Origin of the sequence: Bacteroides sp. FSHCM14E1, from assembly GCF_019633785.1 — a bacterium.
GTDB lineage: Bacteria > Bacteroidota > Bacteroidia > Bacteroidales > Bacteroidaceae > Bacteroides > Bacteroides hominis.
In genome coordinates, this window is record NZ_JADKYL010000005.1 from 231,047 (window position 1) to 252,702 (window position 21,656).

Sequence of the window (21,656 nt, forward strand, 5' to 3'; positions counted from 1 at the left end):
CCCTATTTTGCCGTTCTTTAACTTAACAAATCTCAACCCGATAAAAACAATGTTTACTTTGTTTCTATCTCTTTAAATCGTACTTTTGCAAATAAAAAAACACTTATGAAGTACTTTGAGTTCACTTTTGATACCCATCCTTGCACCGAAACGGTGAATGATGTACTGGCTGCCGTGTTGGGTGAGGCCGGATTTGAAAGTTTTGTCGAACGGGAAGGCGGACTGACTGCTTATATTCAACAATCACTCTACAATGAAGAGACGCTGAAAACTGAACTGGCAAACTTCCCGATACCGGATACGGAAATTACTTATGTATTTACCGAAGCTGAAGATAAAAACTGGAACGAAGAGTGGGAAAAGAATTTCTTTCAGCCCATTGTGATCGGAAACCGTTGTGTGATTCATAGTACATTCCATCAAGACGTGCCCAAAGCGGAATATGACATCGTGATCAATCCGCAGATGGCTTTCGGGACGGGTCACCATGAAACAACCAGCCTGATTATCGGTGAACTGTTAGATAGTGAGCTAACCGGTAAGTCCTTGCTGGATATGGGATGCGGAACTTCAATCCTGGCCATCCTTGCACGGATGCGGGGAGCTCAACCTTGTACAGCCATCGATATTGACGAATGGTGTGTACGTAATTCGATAGAGAACATCGAACTGAACGGAGTGACAGATATTGCCGTTTCTCAGGGAGATGCTTCGGCTTTGGCAGGAAAAGGACCATTCGATGTAGTAATAGCCAATATCAACCGGAATATCTTACTGAATGACATGAAACAGTATGCAGCATGCATGCACCCGGGATCGGAGCTATATATGAGCGGATTTTATGTAGATGATATTCCGGTCATCCGACAGGAAGCGGAAAAGAACGGACTTACATTTGTGCACCATCAGGAAAAGAATCGGTGGGCAGCAGTAAAATTTGTACTTTAATTAAAGTTCCTTTGAACATTCATCCTGTGCTCAATCATCTAAAAGAGCAGGAAACATAACAATAAATGCAAATCCCACTAATTTCTTTGATGGGTACAAAATTAGAATATTTGTGGGATTTGCGTAGCTTACCTCCGAATAAGGTCTTTGTTACTCTTGAAAGATCCTTATTGGCTCTCAAATTCTTTTTTTACCTGTTTGCACCAGTCTTTTATTCGTTTATCAGTCATTTCCGACTGATTTTCAATATCAATAACCAGTCCACACCACTTTTCATCCCGCAAAGACCGTGAGCGTTCGAAACTATATCCGTCAATAGAGGTGAAACCAACAAGTGTGGCTCCGTCATTCTCAAATACTTCGGCAAGAATACCAATACCATCGGCAAAGTTTTCAGGATATTTCACTTGGTCGCCAAGTCCGAAGATGGCAACTTTCTTCCCTTTCAACTGAAGAGTACGGAGTTCGGGAAGTAGTTCGTCCCAATAAGTGGGCAACTCACCATCGAACCACGTGGAAGCTCCGACAATAAAGTTGTCATAAGCCTCAAAATCGTTTTGCCAGGCATTTTCGATAGCCACAGACTCGGCGGAAGCACCGAATTCCTTTTGTATCTTTTCAGCTACCCAAGAGGTTTTATCAGCTTTGGCAGCATAAAATATTCCTATCTTTTTCATGATTGCTTGCTTTTAATTAAAATTCCAGCAACTCTTTGGCTGCTTTATATATCTTTTCATCATTCGGCAGGATGGCACGCTCCAATATCGGATTGAAACCCACCGGAGTAAAGGTGGAGCCAATACGCTGTACCGGAGCATCCAGATAACGGAACATCTCTTCGGCAATCTGCGCGGCAATCTCAGCACCGAAACCGGAGAAGACTTTATCTTCATGTACAACCAATACTTTACTGGTTTTCCGCACAGAGGCAAAAATAGCCTCTTTATCCAATGGGATCAACGAACGGAGATCGATGACTTCGACACAGCCCAACCCCTCCTGAGCAAGACGTTCGGCTACGTTCAGGCAGAAATGAGTCGTATTCCCGTAAGTAACTACAGTCAGGTCGGTTCCTTCACGACGGATACGGGCTTTACCAAAAGGAACTTCAAACTCTTCGGGCACAACAGCAGCAGCCTCTACTGAGTTGTAAAGTGCTTTCGGCTCCAGATAAAGAGTGAAACCTTTGGAACGCATACTGGTACGGAGTAATCCGGCAGCATCGTCGGCAAACGACGGACAAACGATGCGGGCACCGGGTAAAGTCGTAAGAGCCCCTTCGAGATTCTGCGAATGATACAATCCACCGCCAATGTAACCACCGGAAGCCAGACGAAGTGTTATATTAGGAGTAAACTTACCGTTACTACGCCAATACTCGTGCGTACACTCCACGTACTGTTCTACGGCTGGCCAAAAATAGTCGGCAAACTCAGCTCCTTCGATAACAACATGTATTTTAGGGTCGAAGCGACACATACCGTTAGCGGTTCCCACAATATAGTCTTCAGCAATCGGGGCACTGAATACACGTGCATCACCAAACTCTTGCTGCATACCTTTGGTTACATTGAATACACCTCCTTTATCCTTATTGGCTACGTCCTGTCCCCAAATAAATGTATCGGGGTTACGACGGAACTCTTCTTTGAGAGTTTCGTTGATGGCATTCACCATAAAACTCTTCTCTCCTTCAACAGGTCCCGGAAGCCCGTCTCTATACTTTTGAGGGATATAAGGTTCGGGAAGTACAAAATCATAAATACTTTCCGGTTTCGGATCGGGAGCAGCCAAGGCCTTACGATTGGCTGCGGCAAGTTCCTTTTTAGCGGCAGCCTCTATTTGCTGGAGATCTTCCTCTGTCAGGCGTTTATAGCGCAATAGCATGCGGCGGAATTTCATCAACGGATCGGCCTCTTTCACATAAGCCAACTCGTTTTCGTCACGATAAAGCGTATGCTTATCCGAATTGGAGTGCGAACCGATACGGACACAATTAGCATGGACAATGACCGGAGTACGATTGGCAATAGCAAACTCACGAGCTTCGGTCATGGCATTCATCGAGTCGAACACATCTTTCCCATTGCAATGGATGATACGGAGATTCTTAAAACCGGAGAAATTATCGGCCACTTTACGGTTGGCTGTCTGATCCTTTTTGGGAACAGAAATGCCGTAACCGTTGTCCTGAAACACAAAGATCACCGGAAGACGTTCGTTACTGGCACCGTTGATGGCTTCATAGACAAAGCCTTCGGAAGTGGCGGACTCTCCGTGTGAAGTGATCGCTACACCTTTATGTCCATAATATACCATGGCGCGTCCCACGCCTGCCGCATGAAGATCATGTGTGCCGGTAGCAGAAGAGATATTCTCGATGTGCCATTCCGGTTTGGCAAAGTGATTGGACATATGACGTCCGGCACTGCCCGGATCGGTAGCTTTCGAAATTCCGTTCAAAATCAGTTCCTCCGGTGTCATTCCGGCAGAAAGAACCGTAAGCATATCCCGGTAGTAAGGGAAAAGATAGTCTTCACCAAGGGTAAAGACCTGCCCTATAGCGAGTTGGATACCGTCATGTCCGGCATAAGGAGCATGATAAGACCAGCCAAGGGATTGCAGCAGATAGGCGGGTGCTTTCTCATCGAGAGCGCGACCCAGGGTCATCAAATGATACCACTTGCGGAGGGTCTGTTCGTCAGTGGTTTTTATATCATATTTCTTCATTTTCAATCTTTTTAGTTAGTTTCACACAGCAGTCACTCTTTCCAGTTCTCCAGATAATCGGCAATGAAATGCAGGAAGTTACCTCCCAACGAACCATCCACCACCCGATGATCGTAAGAGAGCGACAAGTACATCTTATGACGAATGGCAATCACATCGCCTTCGGGAGTCTCCACTACGGCCGGCTTTTTTTCGATAACTCCCACGCCAAGTATTGCTACCTGCGGCTGGTTAATGATCGGCGTACCGAACAACATCTTAAAAGTGCCGAAATTGGTAATTGTAAACGTACCTCCGTCAATATCATCGGGCATCAGCTTATTCACCCGGGCCTTTTTCGCCAACGAATCGATAGCTACGGCAAGTCCGTTAAGATTCAGGCGATCAGCGTCGTGAATCACAGGGACAATCAGGTTTCCGTCATCCTGAGAAACCGCAATGCCGACATTAATATGTTTCTTATACAGAATGTTATATCCATCCACAGACACATTCACTTGCGGATAGGCAGCCAATGCCTGTGCCGTAGCCTCAGCAATAGCAGGCATATAAGTCAGTTTCACCCCTTCACGACGGAAGAAGACATCCTTATTCTTTTCACGCCAGCGAACCAACCGGGTGACATCGACTTCAACCACGTTGGTCACATGCGGAGAAACTTTCTTCGACATCACCATATGGTCGGCGATAATGCGACGAACACGATCCATCTCTTTCACCTCTACCGATGCGTCCGAAACAGAGGGGCTGAGGGACTGGGAAGCCACAGCTACAGGTTTCTTTGGCATTTCAGCAGCAACCGGAGTCGCAGGTGAAGAAGCAGGAGTGTTCACCTTAACCGCTGAAGACACCGCAACAGGGGCATCGGCAACCGGAGCACCTTTTTTCATTTCAATATAATGACGGATATCTTTTTTACTTAACCGTCCTTCATAACCTGTCCCGGGGATCGCATCCAGTTCTTCCTGGGGAATCTTTGCCTCCCGTGCCAGTTGGAGCACTGCCGGTGAGTACCAACGTTCTACTTTCGAGACAGTAGTTTCCGCTTTCACATTCGGAGCAGACGCGGCACTTGAAACTTCCGCCGCTTCGGAAACAGATGTATCTTCCGCGGAACCTTCAGTTTCCGATGTTTCTACGGAGTCTTCTCCATCCATATCTACAATAGCAACTACAGTGCCCACGGGCACAGTATCACCTTCTTTAAACAATATCTCCACCACCTTTCCGGAAACGGGAGAAGGGATCTCCGCACTCACCTTAGCGGTGTTTACTTCAAAAAGCACATCATCTTCATTGATCCTGTCGCCCACTTGTACCGACCATGACAGAATGGTTCCTTCGGTAATACTTTCGCCCAGTTTGGGCATTTTTATTTCGAATCTTGCCATACATACAATTATTTATTCTTTCACTTGTTTAAGTAGAACAAGATTTTGAAAAAGAATGTTTTAAGTTAGTGTTTTTTTTAAGTAATAGCTTGAAAAAAGAAGATTGCCAAGTAACTGATAAAGCCCCCATCACTCCCCCTGAAATTCACCGGGCGATTATACAAAAATGTTCTTAGCGAACATTTTGGAATATTTTAAAGTGAAATTCAAAAATAATAGGTTGTACTGCTCAAAAAAGCGTTTCCAAGATACTGCTTTAATGAAAAATTACGTATTTTTGTATACTTGTTTTTAAACTGTAACGTTTTTCACTAAAATCAGTAACAAGGATATGACATATTTATTAACTCTTCTGCTTCTCCTGACATCTTGTGCCGTCATTATCTTATCAGTCATTCTGATCCGGATGTCAAGGCACCGACGAAGTACGGCAAACGCACTGCAAGATGCTTACGAAACACTAAAACTGCAAAACCTACGTACCGAAGCGATTTTAGGTGATCTTCCTGTTGGTGTAGAAGTATATTCCAAAGAAGGAGTTCTGATAGGATTGAATGAACGTAGTTGCAAAATCTTCGGAGTAACCGATAAAAAAGAGTTACTTGGCTCCATACCAATCATGAAAAACCCCGTCATTCCACTGGCTGTGAAAGAAGCTTTTCAGCACCAGAAGAAAATACAAATAGACTTTCCTTATGATTTCTCTATCGTGAATAATACAGGTTTCTACAACACTAACCGCAGTAATGAAATAAAACGTATCAGCTGTAACGGTACACCGGTATTCGACTCTTATGGTAAAATGCAGAATTACGTTTTTATCATGAATGACATTACCAAAGAGTATGAACAAGCAAAGCAACTGGAAGAAAGCATCCGGCTATCTCATGAAGCTATACAGGCTTCAAACCTGGTACTCTGGCGATATGACAACCGGAGTCGTTTGTTTTCATCCTATAACGATCCGGTGACCAATTATAACAATGATGCATTGATGCCAACCGAAGAATATATTAGCGCAATGCATCATCTCGAAGACCTTGCCAATGTCCGCGAATATATCAATGCAATGGATGAAGGAAAGGATTTTTCTTATGAGATCCCCATACGGGTGAAAACAGCATACGATCCCGACTGGCAGGACTGTATCATAAGCGGTACTCCCTTTCTGAAAGATGAAAATGGAAAAGTATTGGTTTATACCGGCTTCCGTCGTAACATCTCGTCATGGAAAAAACTGAATGACGCGCTCCTGAAAGCCAATCAACAGAACGAACTGATACTCAATAACAGTAATTCCGGTCTGGTTTATATCTCAACTGACCATATAGTACAATGGACTAACCTGGGCACCTGCTCCACCAGCATCTCAAACGAAGCTTATAAGAAAGGAACATTCTGCTATCAATCCACATACGGTCGCAATACTCCCTGCGAAGATTGTGTAATGCAAAAAGCAATGCTTTCCCGGCAAACAGAACGACATGTCCTCAATTTGAATAACCGGCTGATAGAATCCTATGCTACACCTATTTTTAACAGCCATGATAAGGTAGAAGGTGTAGTGCTCCGGCTTAACGATGTTTCGGAACGCGAACGCCTGATCTCAGAACTAAGTGAAGCCAAAGAACGTGCAGAACAATCGGACAAATTAAAATCGGCATTCCTGGCAAATATCAGCCACGAAATACGGACACCGCTCAATGCCATAGTCGGCTTCTCAAGCTTGCTGATGAATACTGAAAGTCAAGAAGAAAAAATGGAATTTAACCGGATTATCACTACAAATACGGACTTGCTGTTGCGCTTGATTAACGACATACTTGACTTATCGAAAATTGAAGCCGGATTTGTAGACCGGAAGATAGATAAACTCGACTTGGCAATCTACTTCAATGAGCTATATCACTCGGCACAACAACGAATGACAAATCCGGACGTGAAACTAATCTGCGAAAATCCATACGAACACTGTATCGTACAATTAGATAGCAAACGAATGGCACAAGTGGTGCTGAATTACACGACGAATGCAATCAAATATACTCCCAAAGGAACTATCCGCATGGGATATGAACGTTGTGACGGAGGGCTCCGCTTCTATGTGTCAGATACAGGTATTGGCATTTCGGAAGAGAATAAACCCCGTGTGTATCACCGCTTTGAGAAATTAGACGAATTTGCACAAGGTACAGGATTAGGTCTTTCTATTTGTAAGGCAATTACCGAAGCCTGTGGTGGACGATTAGGTTTTGAGACAAAAGAAGGTGTAGGATCTACTTTCTGGTCATGGATTCCATGTGAGTTCTGCGAACCTGACACAAAAGAGACTGACATTATCGAAGTTTCGGACTCCGACTCTTCATCCAGAGCTATACAGAAACCATCAGCCGGATTCAATGATCTGACAGATCCCCAGCCAAAGAAAATATTAGTAGCTGAAGATATCGATAGCAACTACCGGCTGATAACCGCCTTATTAAAACACACTAACTATAGCCTCCATCGGGCAATGGACGGAATCGAAGCTGTAGAAAAAGCAAAGGCAGAACAGTTTGACCTGATATTAATGGATATGAAAATGCCACATCTCGATGGGCTGGAAGCTACACGAAGGATAAGAAGAACAAATGAAAGCCTACCCATTATCGCCTTAACAGCACATGCATTCAACTCGGACAAAGAAGCAGCACTTGAAGCCGGTTGTAACGCATATATCGTAAAACCGGTAAACAAGGAACTTCTGCTAAAGACTTTACACGAATATCTTGATTAACATCATATTGCAGGCCATCCTATGATTATTCATCAAGTGCATTGTATTTGTTCCTACGCAACTCTTTAATGACTGTTTGTTCTGCCTTGTTGAATCCCTCGGAGACCGATGTCTCTGCAAAATATCTGAAAATCCAATTCCGGAACCTATCTGTAGGCATAGCCGGATAAAAATACTCTTTCAGATTCGTCACCTCACTACGGACCGAACGTACAGAAGGATGTAATCTGATATTTTCCTCTGATGGGGCTACGGCAAGCAGTGTATTCAGCAGTTTCAAATCCGTATCATACAGCAATGTGCAATGATACATCGCGCGATTGCGATGTACACATTGCGCACTGCCCGAAACCTTTCGCCCACCGACATAAATACCCAACCGTTCATCACCTGTCGCTGCCACTCCGGCAGCACTCAGCATTATAATCGTTTTCTCCAGATAAGTCTCAAAACGTGCCAGGCGGGTAGTCTCAATAAATGTAAGATTGATATTACCCAGATCGTGATATACTGCGCCACCACCGGAAAAACGGCGGAATACAGGGATCTGTTTTTCACCTGCTACCGTTAAATTTACTTCCGCTTCCATCCGTTGATGCTTACCGATAATTATGGAAGGAGCACTTTGCCAAAGCATGAATACATCTTCCGTACCCTGTTTCAGCAAATACTCCTCAGCAGCCAAGTTAAAACCGGCATCCGTTGAAAAACTGTTGATGAAACGCATCAGGCAAACAGTGTTTCGTGATAAATCTCACCAACTGTCGGGTGTGGGAAAACACTCTTTCTGAATTCATCGACCGTATAGCCCCGTTGGATAGCAATGCCCGCCACGACAATAATTTCCGAAGCCGGATTACCCAGCATGTGACAACCGATAATTCGATCATTATGATCGATAATCAGTTTGCAGAGTCCGTTACCTAATTCATTCTCGGCAACAAAACGTCCCGAATAAGCCATTGGGAGCTTCTGTACCCGATAGTAAATACCCTTAGCCATCAATTCTTCCTCTGTTTTACCAACGCCGGCAAGTTCAGGATTAGTATAAACCACACCGGGAACACAATTATAATTCATTGAATCATCTATACCCAAAATATGGTTAACAGCCACCTCTGCCTCACGGATAGCGGTATGTGCCAACAGTGAATAACCGGTAATATCACCACAAGCATATACACGTGGATGAGAGGTCAACATATGTTCATCCACTACTACACCGTTCCGGTGTAATTCGATATTCAGTTTATCCAATCCTACCTGAGTGATATTAGCTTTCCGACCTACACTTACCAATATCCGGTCGGCTTCAATAAACGAGTTCTTTCCATCCTTCTCCACTGTCACCCCTTTATCACTCACTTCTGTTACTTTTGTATTCAAATAGAAGTTTATACCTTTCTTTGTATAGTCTCCACGCAACATGGCACTGGTTTCTTTATCCATTGCCCCGAGAATTTCCGGCATCATCTCGATAACCCGTACCCTGACGCCCATACTGTTAAAGAATGAGGCAAATTCCATTCCGATTACTCCTCCACCGATAATGGCAAGTGAAGAGGGAAGAACGGTACTATCCAATGCTTCACGCGAAGTCCAGTAATCTATATCCGAAAGCCCCTTTATAGGAGGAATCACTGTATCCGATCCTGTACAAACCATCAGATAGGTCGCCTCATAAACATCTCCGTCACAATGGATGCGGAAACCATTTTCACCCTCACCTTCTATCACTGCTTCTTTATCTATAATGGTCACTCCGTAAGAGTTCACCGTCATTCTTACCCCACCCGTCAGTTTCTGTACCGTCTTATTTTTCCGGTTAATCATTTTTTCCATATCAAATGTGGGAGCACTATCTACAGAGACACCATATTTCGGGGCACTCTTGATGCTATCAAGTATCTTGGCAGAATAGAGTAATGCCTTCGTAGGAATACATCCCTCATTGAGACACACGCCACCCATTGCTTTTTTCTCAAACAAAACGGCACGTAATCCGTTTGCTCCTGCCCGCTCGGCAGCGGTATATCCAGCGGGTCCCCCGCCAATGATAGCTATATCATATTTCATAATCGTATAATTTTTAAGTTATTCCTACTATTAACAACAAAAAAGGATAGAGCTTAGTTTTAAGTTGATCCCGTATCTTTCATATGAAGAAGGAGAACAAAAGTAACAAGTCGCTTTTTTACCATAAACATAAGAAGGAAATATGTACTTTTGCAGCATCCATTAAAAATGGTCATAACATTATCATTAATAAAAAGAAGAAATGACACTGTTGATGTTAATCATAATCCTTTTAGTATTATTGCTGGGGCTCTATGCTTACTTGGACGGATTCTCCGAGATTAAAGTAAGTACCCAAAAGTCCGGTGGAGAAACTATTGTCTACCAAGAAGTAACAGGCGACTATAAACAGACTAAAGCAATAACCAACAAGATCTATTATTACTTGTTACACAAACTTAAAATAGAAGCCAACAGAGGCATAGGTATCTTTTATGATAATCCGAAAGAAATAGCCAAGGATAAGCTACGTTCGGAAATCGGTTGCATCATTGAGTCTAAAGACACTAACCGTTTGTCTATCAACGAATGCATGTACAAAATAAAAGTTCTACCGTCAGAAGACTATGCAACAGCTGAACTTCCACTCAAAAACGGGCTTTCCATATTTATTGGTTTTATCAAAGTATATCCTGCGCTGGATAAATATATATCAGAACAGGGTAAAAAGAAGGGTTCGGTCACCGAAATTTATGATATTCCAAATAGAAAAATTATTTATAGGCAAGCCCTGTTGAAATGCGATCAATAAGTGATGGCAGACCACAGAAAAATCTTTGGCAGATAACCAAAGAATAGGAATATCTCTTCTCAAAATAATTAGATAGAAGTAGTTTTACTAAATCTGCTATTCATATTTGCAGAGAGCTGATATCTAAAGAGCTTGTTGAATGTCATCCGATTTATAGGCATACAGATAAAAACAATTATAAAATAACATTTTATCAAAGAATCCATTTTTAGTAATATGAAGAAATTACTCTGTCCCCAGTGCAAAATCGCTGGTATGTACGTAAAAAACAGCCAAGGAGAGCGGTTATTAGTATACATCACCCAAAATGGAACAGTAGTCCCCAAATATCCGGAAGCCTCAACTGAGGGATTCGACTTTACGGAAGTATATTGCTTGGGGTGTTCCTGGCATGGCTCACCCAAGCAATTAACAAAGATTTAAAAAAGCAACATTTACAGACAATGTCGCCACCTCCTTTCCGGGGAGATGGCGACCGACTGAAACACTTCACTTCTCATCTGAATAAGGTATATAAGGGCTACACATATCCGTATTGTAACAGAGATTTCGCATAACTGTTTCCGTATTAATTAGATGTTTCAATTGTCCCACTGCCCGAAATCAATCCAAACCATCTTCGACATTTTGAGATCCGTTTTAGCCGAATCGTGTCCATAGCGAATACCACAGTTATAATGCACATAAGTCTTTTGCAAATTGATAGCATCGGTAATGGCAACAGAAACAACTCCGGGTTGCGCATCAGCTTCCAGAGAATAAATACACTGCTGCCGATGGAGCTTCATACTATTGTTGATGTGAGCCAGATAATTCTGGCGAAGAGTCCAGCCCCCCCATGTTACATAATTGGGAGTCATTGCCTGCGCAGCATCAATCCACCGCAACCCCTCGCTCGTTTCGTAAACAAAGGCTTCTGCTCTATCATAAAACTCTCCGGGAATAAACTGCCAGAGCTTACTGTATAGCCCATTGCCATATTGTCCTTTACAAGAGTAATCCATCGACAATGTTTTATAAGATATTTCAGTAGACGATTCCTTGCCAAACGATACTTTGAAAGCCTTCCAAGGTTTTTCTTCCAGTTCAGCAGGTGATACGGATACAGATACTTTCCAAAAAGAATTCTCTGTATAGTTGGTTCCATGATTCACCGTTTGCGGCTGATAACTGATTTCCCGGAAAATACCCCCATCCGAATGGACAGTGATCTCACTGGAGGCTTCCCGCATCAGGTTCCAGATGTAAGCATAGACATTGGCTCCTTTGGGCGTTGTATAGTCTTTGATATTAGCAGTGAAACCATTTCCCGCGTCGTTCGTTATACTCAATATACAATTGTTGTTCTTACTGTATATCTGGAAGTTATAGGCATCTATCGCCCAGGAGTTATCTATAATCACATCGGGTGCTGCCCCCTCTTTCATCTTATAAGGAACCGCCTGCATGGAATAGTTCATATCCCCCTGAGCATAACCGTAGATACGGTTATAAATTTCTATCCGCTTCAAAGCCTCCTTATCTGCCATTTGTGCATTATATGCAGGATCCGGATCGGTACCTTTGGGCAAAATATCCGCAGAACGGGTCAACAGTTGCTGGTTGAAAGAGGCCGCTCCCTTACCAATCATATTGTTTTTGGCATATGGATCGGCAGAAGGAAAGATTCGGTAATGCTGCACATTATCATAATTAATGGCATAATAACCCGGCTCCATATAAACTCCTATTAATGAAAGCATTTCGTTCTTTTGTTCCGGAGTATCCTGAGTGGCAATAACATAGAAATCTCTCTTATAGAACTTCAGCATGCGGAACAGAGAGACCGGATATTTACCGGAAACAACATCTTTGATATTCAGGATAACCGTCACATAGATATCCGGATTCTTGATATCGGCATCGAGTTCTGTCTCAGGATTTGTCATCTTATCATAGTCCACAATTGTCTTTTTCCCTATTTCCCAGGAAGTGGGAATGTTGTTGAACAAACGGGAAGTAATATCTTTCACTTCCGCATCATCAGTTCCCATGCGTACCAAGACTACATCTTTCTTATCGATCTCATTATCTTCATCAGGCACCGGAACATCATCGATAATATCCCTAACACATGCCCCTAAAAGAATGCTTGAGAACAGAAGTAGCACATATATCATTTTTGTTTTCATAATAATCTTTTTTTAATGGTTCGTTTTACCAGTTATTATAGTCAATCCACACCGTAGTTGTTTTATGCACATCTACTGTGGCATCATAAGCAGTGCCGGCACTACTTGGCAAAGGATGAATCACTGCAGCTCCCCAACTCGTGAACCAGGCTCCTCCGCGCTGTAACACCATTCCGTCAGTTATTTCAATGGCTACAACACCCGCCGACGCGCCGGTTGTACGAGCAGTAATAGCACACTCCTGATTGTAATTGAGCAAATTCTGGTTAAACTGCAAGTCATTGTTATAATCGCAAAAAACATTATCCGTGCCCGGGGTTCCCGCCACATGGTTGTAGAGAATATCATACCATGCGGGCGAAATCATGGCAACCCCATCGATCATACCATCTGCTTTCATTGCTTTATTCCCCTTGAAAAGGATTTCAGGATACCATTTCCAGCAATAATCCATCTCAGTATCGGTAATCGTACGGGTCACTTCACGGGTCATTTCCGCCAGCTGATAGATGATAGACTTTCCCCAACGATACTCACCCTTTAAAACAGGACTCGCTCCCAAATCAAACCCTACACTCTTTTCATACGCATGTTCAATGGTACTCTCGGTTTGCGGCAGTCCTGGTGCAAAATCAACCAATTTGAGATCTAATTGAGACTGTTCGTCGTCACGGATATTAATCTTTGTATAAGCATTATTCCGTAATCCCCATATCAGTGCCCAAAGTTCATACATGGGTGGATTATTCAAAGATACCAATGAATTATCGAGCCTGTTAGAAAATCCGTTGCCACCCGAACTGTAAACAGCAAGCATATTATCTCCATTGGTTGGCGCATAAATGCGTAAATTATAAGCATCAATAGTCCATTCTCTGTCAACCATCCCATCATACCTTTTATCTTCCCTTGGAGCATAATTCCTTGTTTCAGCAGTATAAGGTAACAGCGTTTCATATCCAGTCATATGATACTTGTAATCACTGGTATAAACATAGAACCGGTTACTGATATAAATTTTCTTCATAGCATGCAAAGCCCGTTCGGTAACTTCAGGGGCAGAAGGATCATCCGTTGGGCCGGGAGAAGAAAGCATACTACGGGTATGGGGGTTAAGACCATTCGTGCCACAGAGTTTCTTCAAAGCGTCCGGATCATTTGTGTCATAATAAGCATAACGCTGCTCGCGCGGGAAGCTAACTTTATAATACCCTTTATCTACATAAAGTCCGAAAAGTTTCAGCATCTGTTCCTTCAAATCTTCCTCCTTACCATCTTTGGCTATTAAAATCACTCCCTGACGATTGTGACGGATATCCTGTATCATTTCAAAATTATAAGTACCTGCTAAAAAGTCAGCGACATTGCCTACAATTGTCAGGTCGTTCAATGTATCTTTTGCCATAGATTCCAACGTTGCCAGCTTATCTGTACCGGGTAGATCATTAAAAGATATCATCTTGTCGTAGTGGTTCACGGTTTGCAGTCGAACTGCAACTTTCTTTGTTTCCGCACTCGTTCCATTGAGCCAGATTAAGTAGTTTCCCGGACGGGAAGCTACATCGACATCATCCATATTCGTAACGGTTGCAGCCGATAAATCCTCTGCACTGATCGGTTCGTCCGTATCGCAGGAGTAGAATGCAAGCAAAACAAATAGAAAAATGAATAAAGTTTTCATATCCATATGTGTTTAATAGTGAGACAATATGCCACATTTACCGGCTGAAATGTGACGGGTTCAATTACTTCGTCTATAAAAAGAGAACGTACAGCAAAAAGAATAGGTTCAAATCAACAGCAATTAAGGTTAATGTACAGTCTATCAAAAAGAAGTAATCTATGCATGAAAGTACTGTAAATAGTACAATGTGGAAAGTTATTAGAACTTTCTAATTAGGTCATTTTAATTATTCCGGACAAGAAAAATATTCTATTTTAATAATGACAAGACATAAAACAGCATATAGAGTAATCAAAATCATCAGACAGAAGGGCGCTCCATATTTAGTAAAGTTTTTTAGAATACAGACGCAGTATTTCCCGGTTAACGAAGTTTATCATCCCGGTAAGTAAACCAATACCTTCCCTCACGGGTTATACCACCAGTATTCACCCATTCACGATGTATCATGGATAAAAGTATTTTAATCAATAACGTTCAAATATTCGATGGCAGCCACGAGCAGACTATCCGGGGAAATGTACTGATAGAAAACAGCCGGATTAAAGCCATTTCAGAAACTCCGATCCCTACAGACGGAATTAGTAATCCCACTATCATAGACGGAAAGGGAAAATTCCTGATGCCCGGACTAATCGATGCACACTGGCATGCTTATATGTCATGCAATACAATGATGGATCTGCTGACTGCTGACACCGCTTATACACAATTCAAAGCCGGACAGGAAGCAGAGGCCACGCTACTACGCGGATTTACGACCATCAGGGATGCCGGTGGTCCGGTCTTCGGACTAAAACGGGCCATTGATGAAGATATTCTTTCCGGACCACGTATCTATCCAAGCGGTTCCCTTATCTCTCAGACAGGAGGACATGGAGATTTCAGAGCGGTGTATGACGAACCGCGTCCATTCGATTGTTGCGGATTAACGCATACGGAAGAGATCGGTGCTGCCATTATTGCCGATGGAGTGGATGCCGTAACTGTTGCCGCACGCAACAATCTCCGCTTGGGAGCCAGCCAGATCAAGTTGATGACAGGTGGCGGAGTTGCTTCCCTATACGATCGGTTGGAAGACACACAGTTTTTTGAAGAAGAAATTCATGCTGCTGTCAAAGCGGCAGAAGATGCGGGAACCTATGTAATGGTGCATGTCTATGTGCCCAGAGCTATTCAACGAGCTATCCATGCGGGAGTAAAAAGTATTGAGCACGGACATCTGATTGATGAGACGACTATGGAACTGATTGCGGAGAAAGAGATATGGCTCAGTATGCAGCCTTTCACTTTGGGAGATAATCAGTTCCCTACGAAAGAACAGCAGGAGAAACATGCTTTAGTAGTTCAGGGTACAGACCAGACATATCAACTGGCAAAGAAATATAAGGTCAAGTTGGCATGGGGAACAGATTTACTATTCAATCCGGCCAATACGAAAAATCAGAATCAAGGTATCCTCAAATTACAGGAATGGTTCAGCAATTTTGAAATTCTTAAAATGGTGACACATGATAATGCGGAGTTACTGGCCTTATCTGGTGCAAGAAACCCCTATCCAGGAAAGTTAGGCAGTATAGAAGAAGGAGCCTGGGCCGATTTAATCTTGGTAGATGGAGATGTACTGAAAGACATTACACTACTGGGCGATCCGGAAAGAAATTTCGCAATGATTATGAAGGGAGGAACAATATACAAGAATAAAATTTAATAGTCCTCACGTAGAAAAGCCCGACTCCCCTCCAAATAAAATTCCGGTTAACGCAGAATCAGCGATAACCGGAATTATATCCATTTAAACGGAAAGAATTAAGAATCCGCATATTACACAGATCGTTTTTCTCCCGTTACTGTAATTGAGTAAATCCCGACATTTCCGGATTTATACTTTCGGATCGTGTCTTCATCCAGATGTTCATATAACACTGCGTCAGGAATAAGAACCGTTTTAGTCCTCGCAATACGAATATCCACAAAGTCGGCCTTTTCTATCTCCTGCAAATAATCTTCCTTTTGAATAGCACTTGCGATGCACCCTGCATACATCGCCGCATTATCAGTAAACTTTTTGGGGAATGTTCCATTAAGTACAACATCGGATATACAGAAATGTCCGCCAGGCTTCAGCACACGATAAATCTCTTTGAAAATAATATTCTTTTCAGGAAGCAGATTAAGTACACAGTTGCTCACAACGACGTCTGCCGTATTATCCAGTAAAGGCATATTCTCTATATCACCTTCCAAGAACTCCACATTGGCATATCCCCGTTTAAGTGCGTTGTTACGTGCTTTTGTTATCATTTGAGGGGAAAAGTCAATACCAATGACCTTACCGCTTTCACCTACTTCCGCACGGGCAATAAAGCAATCATTCCCTGCTCCCGAACCTAAATCAACCACTGTATCACCTTCACTAATATTGGCATATTGTGTAGGTAATCCACAGCCGACCCCTAAATCCGCATCAGGTTCATAACCTTTCAAATTTGTATAGTCCTCACTCATTATGGTAAATACTTTTTTTGAAGCAGCCAAAGGGTTTCTACCGCAACAGCAACCTTTCAGCTCTTCTGCATTCAGAGCGAGCTCACTATAACGTTGTTTCACTAACTCCTTTAAATCTTGATTGTTTTTTATCTGATTCTTTTCCATCTTGTTCTTATTTTTAATCATACTATAATCTTCCGTATCCGATACTCTTCATTAAAGCCCTATTGCAAGAATATCTGTTCGTAAATACACGAACATCTTTCGTAAAAAAAATCCCTTTACCCACAACATGATGTCCCGGTACAGGTGCAATCGTTTAAAAACTCTACGAATAACAACCGGGCAAACTCCCAGTTCTCACGGTTGATGCAATACCGAACTTTAGGCGCTTCTATTTCTCCCTGAATTAATCCTGCATCTTTCAGTTCTTTTAAATGCTGTGAGACGGTTGCCTTGGCAATAGGCAACTCTTCATGGATATCCCCGAAATAACAACTATCCTGTTTCGCTAAGAAACTAAGGATAGCAATCCTCGCCGGATGTCCCATAGCCTTGGCAAAGCGGGCAAGCTGCTCCTGCTTTTCTGTGTACTGCTTTGTTTTCACTTTATCATTCTCCCATTGTTTATTGTTCGCAAAACTACGAACAGATTCTGAATTGACAAAACGAAGCAGGTTCTTTTTAGGAATGATTAAGAATATCTTATACCGGTCTCCAAAACCAACTATATTTATTTCAAAGAAAGATAACAATACACGTAAAAAGGGCTCTGAAATAAAAACTTCCAGAGCCCCTACCTCTTAAATACCTGTTTGTTACTCAACCACCATGATGCGGTCATTTAATCCCACTTTCGTATTTTCTTCCACAAAAATCTCTTTCACCACCCCATCGGCCACCGAACGAATTTCATTCTCCATCTTCATGGCGACCAACACACATAGCGGATCACCCTTCTTCACTTCGTCTCCTTTCTTCACATAAGTTTTCAGGATAACACCCGGCATAGGAGCCACAACCACCTGACGTCCTACGACATCTGCTCCGTTACGGGCATTATGAATCTTTTCCAACTCCCCTTTCAGTTCAATCTGATAAAGTTCCCCCTTATTCATAATGGTATAGGAGGAATGGGAAGTCGGAGATATCTGTACTCCGTGCGAATGATGATTGATGATGATGGAATAGATAGAATCACCTCCTACATTATAGTCCACATCATATACTTTTCCGTTAACCGCCACTTTCTTCACAGGCCCGTCTTCCAGTATCTCCACTTTGTATTCACTGTCGGGCACATCCTGTATCTTGGCATAATAGGTTGCTAATATTGTTGTCATAATCATTCTGAGTTTAATAGTTATTGGCAGTCATCTGCAACTTGCCGTAATATTTCCAAAGCGAATCTCCTACTACCGGAAGCGTAGTGGCGCGTGAAGCAGCCTCTTTTTCTTCTTCATAGTGCTTCAGCGCAGCAGCAATCACCGCTACAGTCGGATCTGTATTCTGCCTGCGCTTCAGGTCTTCCTTGTCGAAACGGGTGTCGATGAAAGTAGTATCGTATTCTCCTTTCAGGAAAGCCGCATTCTTCAACACACGCTGGTGGAAAGGAATCGTAGTCTTGATACCTAAAATCTTGTATTCTCGCAGTGCACGGGCCATATTCGAAATGGCAGAATCACGGTTACGCCCCCAACAACAAAGTTTGGCAATCATCGGGTCGTAATGTAGAGAAACCTCAAAGCCGGCGTAGGCAGCACTGTCCAAACGAACATTACGCCCTTCGGGAGCCTCACGGACAGTAATCACCCCGGGTGAAGGCATAAAGTTATTTTCAGGATCTTCGGCATAGATGCGGCATTCGATGGCAGCACCCCGAAATTCGACATCTTCCTGCCGGTAAGGGAGGCGGTTGCCCGCAGCCACCAAAATCATGTCTCGCACTAAATCCACTCCCGTACATTCTTCCGTCACCGGATGCTCTACCTGCAGACGGGTGTTCATCTCCAGAAAATAAAAGTTCTGGTCTTTGTCCATCATGAACTCCAGCGTACCAGCACTGTAATAGTTGATTCGTTTGCAGGCTTCCACTGCCACCTTCAGCATTTTGGCACGTGTTTCGGGCTTCACAAAAGGAGAAGGCGACTCTTCGATCACTTTCTGGTTACGCCGTTGAATGGAACATTCACGTTCGTACAGATGAATCACATTGCCATATTTATCGCCCAGTATCTGCACCTCAATATGATGCGGATTCTCGATATATTTTTCAATATAAACGGCATCGTTGCCAAATGAAGTTCCGGCTTCGGATTGCGAAAGGCGAAGTGCGGTTTCCATCTCCTCTTCACTGCGTACCAGACGCATACCTTTCCCACCACCTCCGGCAAGTGCTTTCAGCATAATGGGATAGCCTACTTCGGCAGCCACCTTTTTGGCTTCGGCAATGCCTTTCACCGGATCTTCCGTGCCCGGTACGATCGGTAAACCGGCTTCACGCATAATCCGGCGGGCCTCAGTCTTAATACCCATTCGGGCAATAATATCGGCACTCGGACCAATAAAGATAACCCCTTCTTCCTCACAACGACGGGCGAAGTCCGCATTCTCAGACAGAAAGCCATATCCCGGATGAATGGCAGCTCCCGTCTTTTTAGCAATCTGCAGAATCTTCTCCGGCTTCAGATAAGAGGTATCTTCCGGCGAATCGGAGATACAATAAGCCTCTTCGGCATAACGTACATGCAAGGCACCACGGTCTACGCGGGTATAAATAGCCACCGTAGCAATATTCATCACCCGACAGGTACGGAAAATACGCATGGCAATCTCGCCACGGTTCGCAACTAATATCTTTTTTATCATACGATGTTCTCCTCTGCTTTAAAGTGGAAGGTTTGAATGTTTCTTCGGTGGATTGGACTGCCGCTTATTAGCGAGCATCTCAAAACTGCGTATCAGGCGCATACGTGTAATGGCAGGGTCGATAACCTCGTCTACATAGCCCAATTCGGCAGCCCGGTACGGATTGGCAAATTTACTGCGATAATCATCCTGTAGCTCTTTTCTTTTCGCCTCGGCATCTGCGGCTTTGTCAATCTCTTTGCGGAACAGAATATTCACCGCACCGTCCGGCCCCATTACGGCAATCTCGGCAGTAGGGTATGCCAGATTCACATCTCCCCTGATATGCTTGGAACTCATTACGTCATAAGCACCGCCATAAGCTTTACGGGTAATGACAGTCACTTTAGGTACAGTGGCTTCGCAATAAGCATAAAGCAGTTTAGCACCGTTACGGATAATGCCACCATACTCCTGATCCACACCCGGAAGGAACCCCGGCACATCGACCAGCGTGAGCAACGGAATATTGAACGCATCGCAGAAACGCACAAAACGTGCCGCTTTGATAGAAGCATTGATATCGAGTGTTCCGGCCAATGCCAACGGCTGATTGGCCACCACTCCTATCGTTTTCCCGTTCAGGCGGATATAGCCGATAACGATGTTACGGGCAAATTCTTCCTGTAATTCAAAGAAGCTATTATCATCCGCCACGGCACGGATCATCTCTTTTATATCGTATGGCTGATTGGGGTTGGTAGGCACGAGTTCCGATAGTTCGGGCGTAAGCCGCGTCGGAGAATCGGTGGTAGCCACAAACGGAGGTTCCTCCATATTATTGCCGGGCAGATAAGAAATCAGTTCACGGATGTAATTGATACATTCAATATCATTTTCGGCAGAAAGATGCGCCACCCCCGACTTCATAGTATGGACATCTGCCCCTCCCAGATCTTCTTTGCTGACCTCCTCCTGCGTAACACTTTTTACCACATCGGGACCGGTAATAAACATATAACCGGAGTTTTTCACCATCAGGATAAAATCGGTCAATGCTGGCGAATAGACTGCCCCGCCCGCACATGGACCCATGATGGCACTGATCTGCGGAATGACACCCGAGGCTAAAGAATTGCGTAGGAATATCTCCGCATAACCGGCCAACGAACGGACTCCTTCCTGAATGCGGGCTCCTCCAGAATCGTTCAGTCCGATGATGGGTGCCCCCATCTGCATAGCCATATCCATCACTTTACAAATCTTCTTGGCATACGTTTCGGACAGTGCACCGCCAAAAACGGTAAAATCCTGGGCAAAAACATAGACAAGCCGTTTGCCGATCATTCCGTATCCGGTCACAACCCCGTCACCGGAAATCTTCTGTTTCTCCATACCGAAATCGGTACAACGGTGGGTTACCAGTTTATCGAGTTCAATAAATGACCCTTTCTCCAGAAGCAGGTCGATGCGTTCACGTGCCGTCAGTTTTCCGACAGAATGCTGTTTCTCGATACGGGCGTCTCCGCCACCTTTTTCAGCTTGCCTGTTCAGTTCTTCCAGGCGATTGATAAGCTCTTTCATAGGCTATTATTTTAAAGTATATGTAAAGTTAGCATGCAAAAAAGAGAATAGATGTAATCCAAATTACAATTGCTTGTTTATTTTCATCCTCTTTCCCGGAGAAAATGAAAAGTTTGGAATCCCGACTTTATTAGGATAACAATTATTTGCTTAAAAATGTTAGCGTGCATGTCCTATAACATTATTTTGAGTATGAGTCAACAAACTT

16 protein-coding genes and 2 pseudogenes are annotated in these 21,656 nt (G+C 43.4%); 5 read left to right on the top strand and 13 right to left on the bottom strand.

Features of this window, described 5'->3' with window-relative positions; translation table 11 throughout:
- Positions 1-105 precede the first annotated feature (105 nt).
- Entirely contained in the window at positions 106-948 is an 843-nt protein-coding gene (prmA, locus tag ISX59_RS10330; protein ID WP_220575880.1) for a 50S ribosomal protein L11 methyltransferase, read from the top strand.
- Between the two features lie 167 nt (positions 949-1,115).
- On the opposite strand, the gene ISX59_RS10335 is transcribed toward prmA, so the two are convergent.
- From ISX59_RS10335 to ISX59_RS21425, 4 genes and pseudogenes are all read right to left on the bottom strand, one after another.
- Positions 1,116-1,625 (bottom strand): flavodoxin, encoded by a 510-nt coding sequence (locus ISX59_RS10335; RefSeq protein ID WP_005776411.1) that lies wholly within the window; start codon positions 1,623-1,625, stop codon positions 1,116-1,118.
- 16 nt (positions 1,626-1,641) lie between these two features.
- Positions 1,642-3,678 carry a thiamine pyrophosphate-dependent enzyme gene (locus ISX59_RS10340; protein ID WP_220575881.1) on the bottom strand — a complete coding sequence of 679 codons (2,037 nt, stop codon included), beginning with the start codon at positions 3,676-3,678 and terminating at the stop codon, positions 1,642-1,644.
- A gap of 32 nt (positions 3,679-3,710) precedes the next feature.
- Positions 3,711-4,703: pseudogene (locus tag ISX59_RS10345) on the bottom strand (dihydrolipoamide acetyltransferase family protein); the annotation flags it as partial.
- A gap of 198 nt (positions 4,704-4,901) precedes the next feature.
- A pseudogene (locus ISX59_RS21425) lies at positions 4,902-5,069 on the bottom strand (biotin/lipoyl-containing protein); the annotation flags it as partial.
- A gap of 331 nt (positions 5,070-5,400) precedes the next feature.
- Between ISX59_RS21425 and ISX59_RS10350 the strand changes: the two are divergent.
- Positions 5,401-7,845 (top strand): PAS domain-containing hybrid sensor histidine kinase/response regulator, encoded by a 2,445-nt coding sequence (locus ISX59_RS10350; protein ID WP_032531873.1) that lies wholly within the window; start codon positions 5,401-5,403, stop codon positions 7,843-7,845.
- Between the two features lie 25 nt (positions 7,846-7,870).
- Here ISX59_RS10350 and ISX59_RS10355 read toward each other — a convergent pair whose 3' ends face one another.
- Positions 7,871-8,572: a lipoate--protein ligase family protein gene (locus ISX59_RS10355; RefSeq protein WP_220575882.1), complete on the bottom strand. Its 702-nt coding sequence runs from the start codon at positions 8,570-8,572 to the stop codon at positions 7,871-7,873.
- On the bottom strand, positions 8,572-9,921 hold the full coding sequence (lpdA, locus tag ISX59_RS10360) for a dihydrolipoyl dehydrogenase (protein WP_220575883.1): 1,350 nt from the start codon (positions 9,919-9,921) through the stop codon (positions 8,572-8,574). The genes ISX59_RS10355 and lpdA overlap by 1 nt, the downstream gene beginning before the upstream one ends.
- 202 nt (positions 9,922-10,123) lie before the next feature.
- On the opposite strand from lpdA, the gene ISX59_RS10365 reads away from it, so the two are divergent.
- Together ISX59_RS10365 and ISX59_RS10370 are read left to right on the top strand one after the other, a co-directional pair.
- Positions 10,124-10,672, top strand: coding sequence for a hypothetical protein (locus tag ISX59_RS10365; RefSeq protein WP_220575884.1), 549 nt, complete (start codon positions 10,124-10,126; stop codon positions 10,670-10,672).
- Between the two features lie 216 nt (positions 10,673-10,888).
- On the top strand, positions 10,889-11,095 hold the full coding sequence (locus tag ISX59_RS10370; protein WP_005809105.1) for a hypothetical protein: 207 nt from the start codon (positions 10,889-10,891) through the stop codon (positions 11,093-11,095).
- Between the two features lie 158 nt (positions 11,096-11,253).
- On the opposite strand, the gene ISX59_RS10375 is transcribed toward ISX59_RS10370, so the two are convergent.
- Positions 11,254-12,843: a hypothetical protein gene (locus tag ISX59_RS10375; protein ID WP_215907894.1), complete on the bottom strand. Its 1,590-nt coding sequence runs from the start codon at positions 12,841-12,843 to the stop codon at positions 11,254-11,256.
- 25 nt (positions 12,844-12,868) lie between these two features.
- On the bottom strand, positions 12,869-14,524 hold the full coding sequence (locus ISX59_RS10380) for a hypothetical protein (RefSeq protein ID WP_032539816.1): 1,656 nt from the start codon (positions 14,522-14,524) through the stop codon (positions 12,869-12,871).
- 451 nt (positions 14,525-14,975) lie between these two features.
- Here ISX59_RS10380 and ISX59_RS10385 point away from each other — a divergent pair, with 451 nt between their 5' ends.
- Complete coding sequence (locus ISX59_RS10385; protein WP_220575885.1) at positions 14,976-16,238, top strand: amidohydrolase family protein; 1,263 nt, start codon at positions 14,976-14,978, stop codon at positions 16,236-16,238.
- Positions 16,239-16,351: 113 nt separating this feature from the next.
- Here ISX59_RS10385 and arsM read toward each other — a convergent pair whose 3' ends face one another.
- From arsM to ISX59_RS10410, 5 genes are all read right to left on the bottom strand, one after another.
- Positions 16,352-17,182, bottom strand: a complete 831-nt coding sequence (arsM, locus tag ISX59_RS10390; protein WP_032539817.1) for an arsenite methyltransferase — start codon at positions 17,180-17,182, stop codon at positions 16,352-16,354.
- 116 nt (positions 17,183-17,298) lie between these two features.
- Entirely contained in the window at positions 17,299-17,625 is a 327-nt protein-coding gene (locus ISX59_RS10395; RefSeq protein ID WP_005776397.1) for a helix-turn-helix transcriptional regulator, read from the bottom strand.
- Positions 17,626-17,835: 210 nt separating this feature from the next.
- Positions 17,836-18,360: a biotin/lipoyl-containing protein gene (locus tag ISX59_RS10400; RefSeq protein WP_005809115.1), complete on the bottom strand. Its 525-nt coding sequence runs from the start codon at positions 18,358-18,360 to the stop codon at positions 17,836-17,838.
- Between the two features lie 13 nt (positions 18,361-18,373).
- Positions 18,374-19,885, bottom strand: a complete 1,512-nt coding sequence (accC, locus tag ISX59_RS10405) for an acetyl-CoA carboxylase biotin carboxylase subunit (protein WP_005786450.1) — start codon at positions 19,883-19,885, stop codon at positions 18,374-18,376.
- An 18-nt stretch (positions 19,886-19,903) separates the two neighbouring features.
- Positions 19,904-21,448 carry an acyl-CoA carboxylase subunit beta gene (locus tag ISX59_RS10410; protein ID WP_005776394.1) on the bottom strand — a complete coding sequence of 515 codons (1,545 nt, stop codon included), beginning with the start codon at positions 21,446-21,448 and terminating at the stop codon, positions 19,904-19,906.
- Positions 21,449-21,656: the final 208 nt, after the last annotated feature.

Bases quoted from the DNA above. Each gene is read 5' to 3' on its own strand.
- ISX59_RS10380 (WP_032539816.1), bottom strand. From the start codon at position 14,524: ATGAAAACTTTATTCATTTTTCTATTTGTTTTGCTTGCATTCTACTCC.
- ISX59_RS10370 (WP_005809105.1), top strand. From the start codon at position 10,889: ATGAAGAAATTACTCTGTCCCCAGTGCAAAATCGCTGGTATGTACGTA.
- arsM (WP_032539817.1), bottom strand. From the start codon at position 17,182: ATGGAAAAGAATCAGATAAAAAACAATCAAGATTTAAAGGAGTTAGTG.
- ISX59_RS10340 (WP_220575881.1), bottom strand. From the start codon at position 3,678: ATGAAGAAATATGATATAAAAACCACTGACGAACAGACCCTCCGCAAG.
- lpdA (WP_220575883.1), bottom strand. From the start codon at position 9,921: ATGAAATATGATATAGCTATCATTGGCGGGGGACCCGCTGGATATACC.
- accC (WP_005786450.1), bottom strand. From the start codon at position 19,885: ATGATAAAAAAGATATTAGTTGCGAACCGTGGCGAGATTGCCATGCGT.
- ISX59_RS10385 (WP_220575885.1), top strand. From the start codon at position 14,976: ATGGATAAAAGTATTTTAATCAATAACGTTCAAATATTCGATGGCAGC.
- ISX59_RS10400 (WP_005809115.1), bottom strand. From the start codon at position 18,360: ATGACAACAATATTAGCAACCTATTATGCCAAGATACAGGATGTGCCC.
- ISX59_RS10350 (WP_032531873.1), top strand. From the start codon at position 5,401: ATGACATATTTATTAACTCTTCTGCTTCTCCTGACATCTTGTGCCGTC.
- ISX59_RS10375 (WP_215907894.1), bottom strand. From the start codon at position 12,843: ATGAAAACAAAAATGATATATGTGCTACTTCTGTTCTCAAGCATTCTT.
- ISX59_RS10335 (WP_005776411.1), bottom strand. From the start codon at position 1,625: ATGAAAAAGATAGGAATATTTTATGCTGCCAAAGCTGATAAAACCTCT.
- prmA (WP_220575880.1), top strand. From the start codon at position 106: ATGAAGTACTTTGAGTTCACTTTTGATACCCATCCTTGCACCGAAACG.
- ISX59_RS10355 (WP_220575882.1), bottom strand. From the start codon at position 8,572: ATGCGTTTCATCAACAGTTTTTCAACGGATGCCGGTTTTAACTTGGCT.
- ISX59_RS10410 (WP_005776394.1), bottom strand. From the start codon at position 21,448: ATGAAAGAGCTTATCAATCGCCTGGAAGAACTGAACAGGCAAGCTGAA.
- ISX59_RS10365 (WP_220575884.1), top strand. From the start codon at position 10,124: ATGACACTGTTGATGTTAATCATAATCCTTTTAGTATTATTGCTGGGG.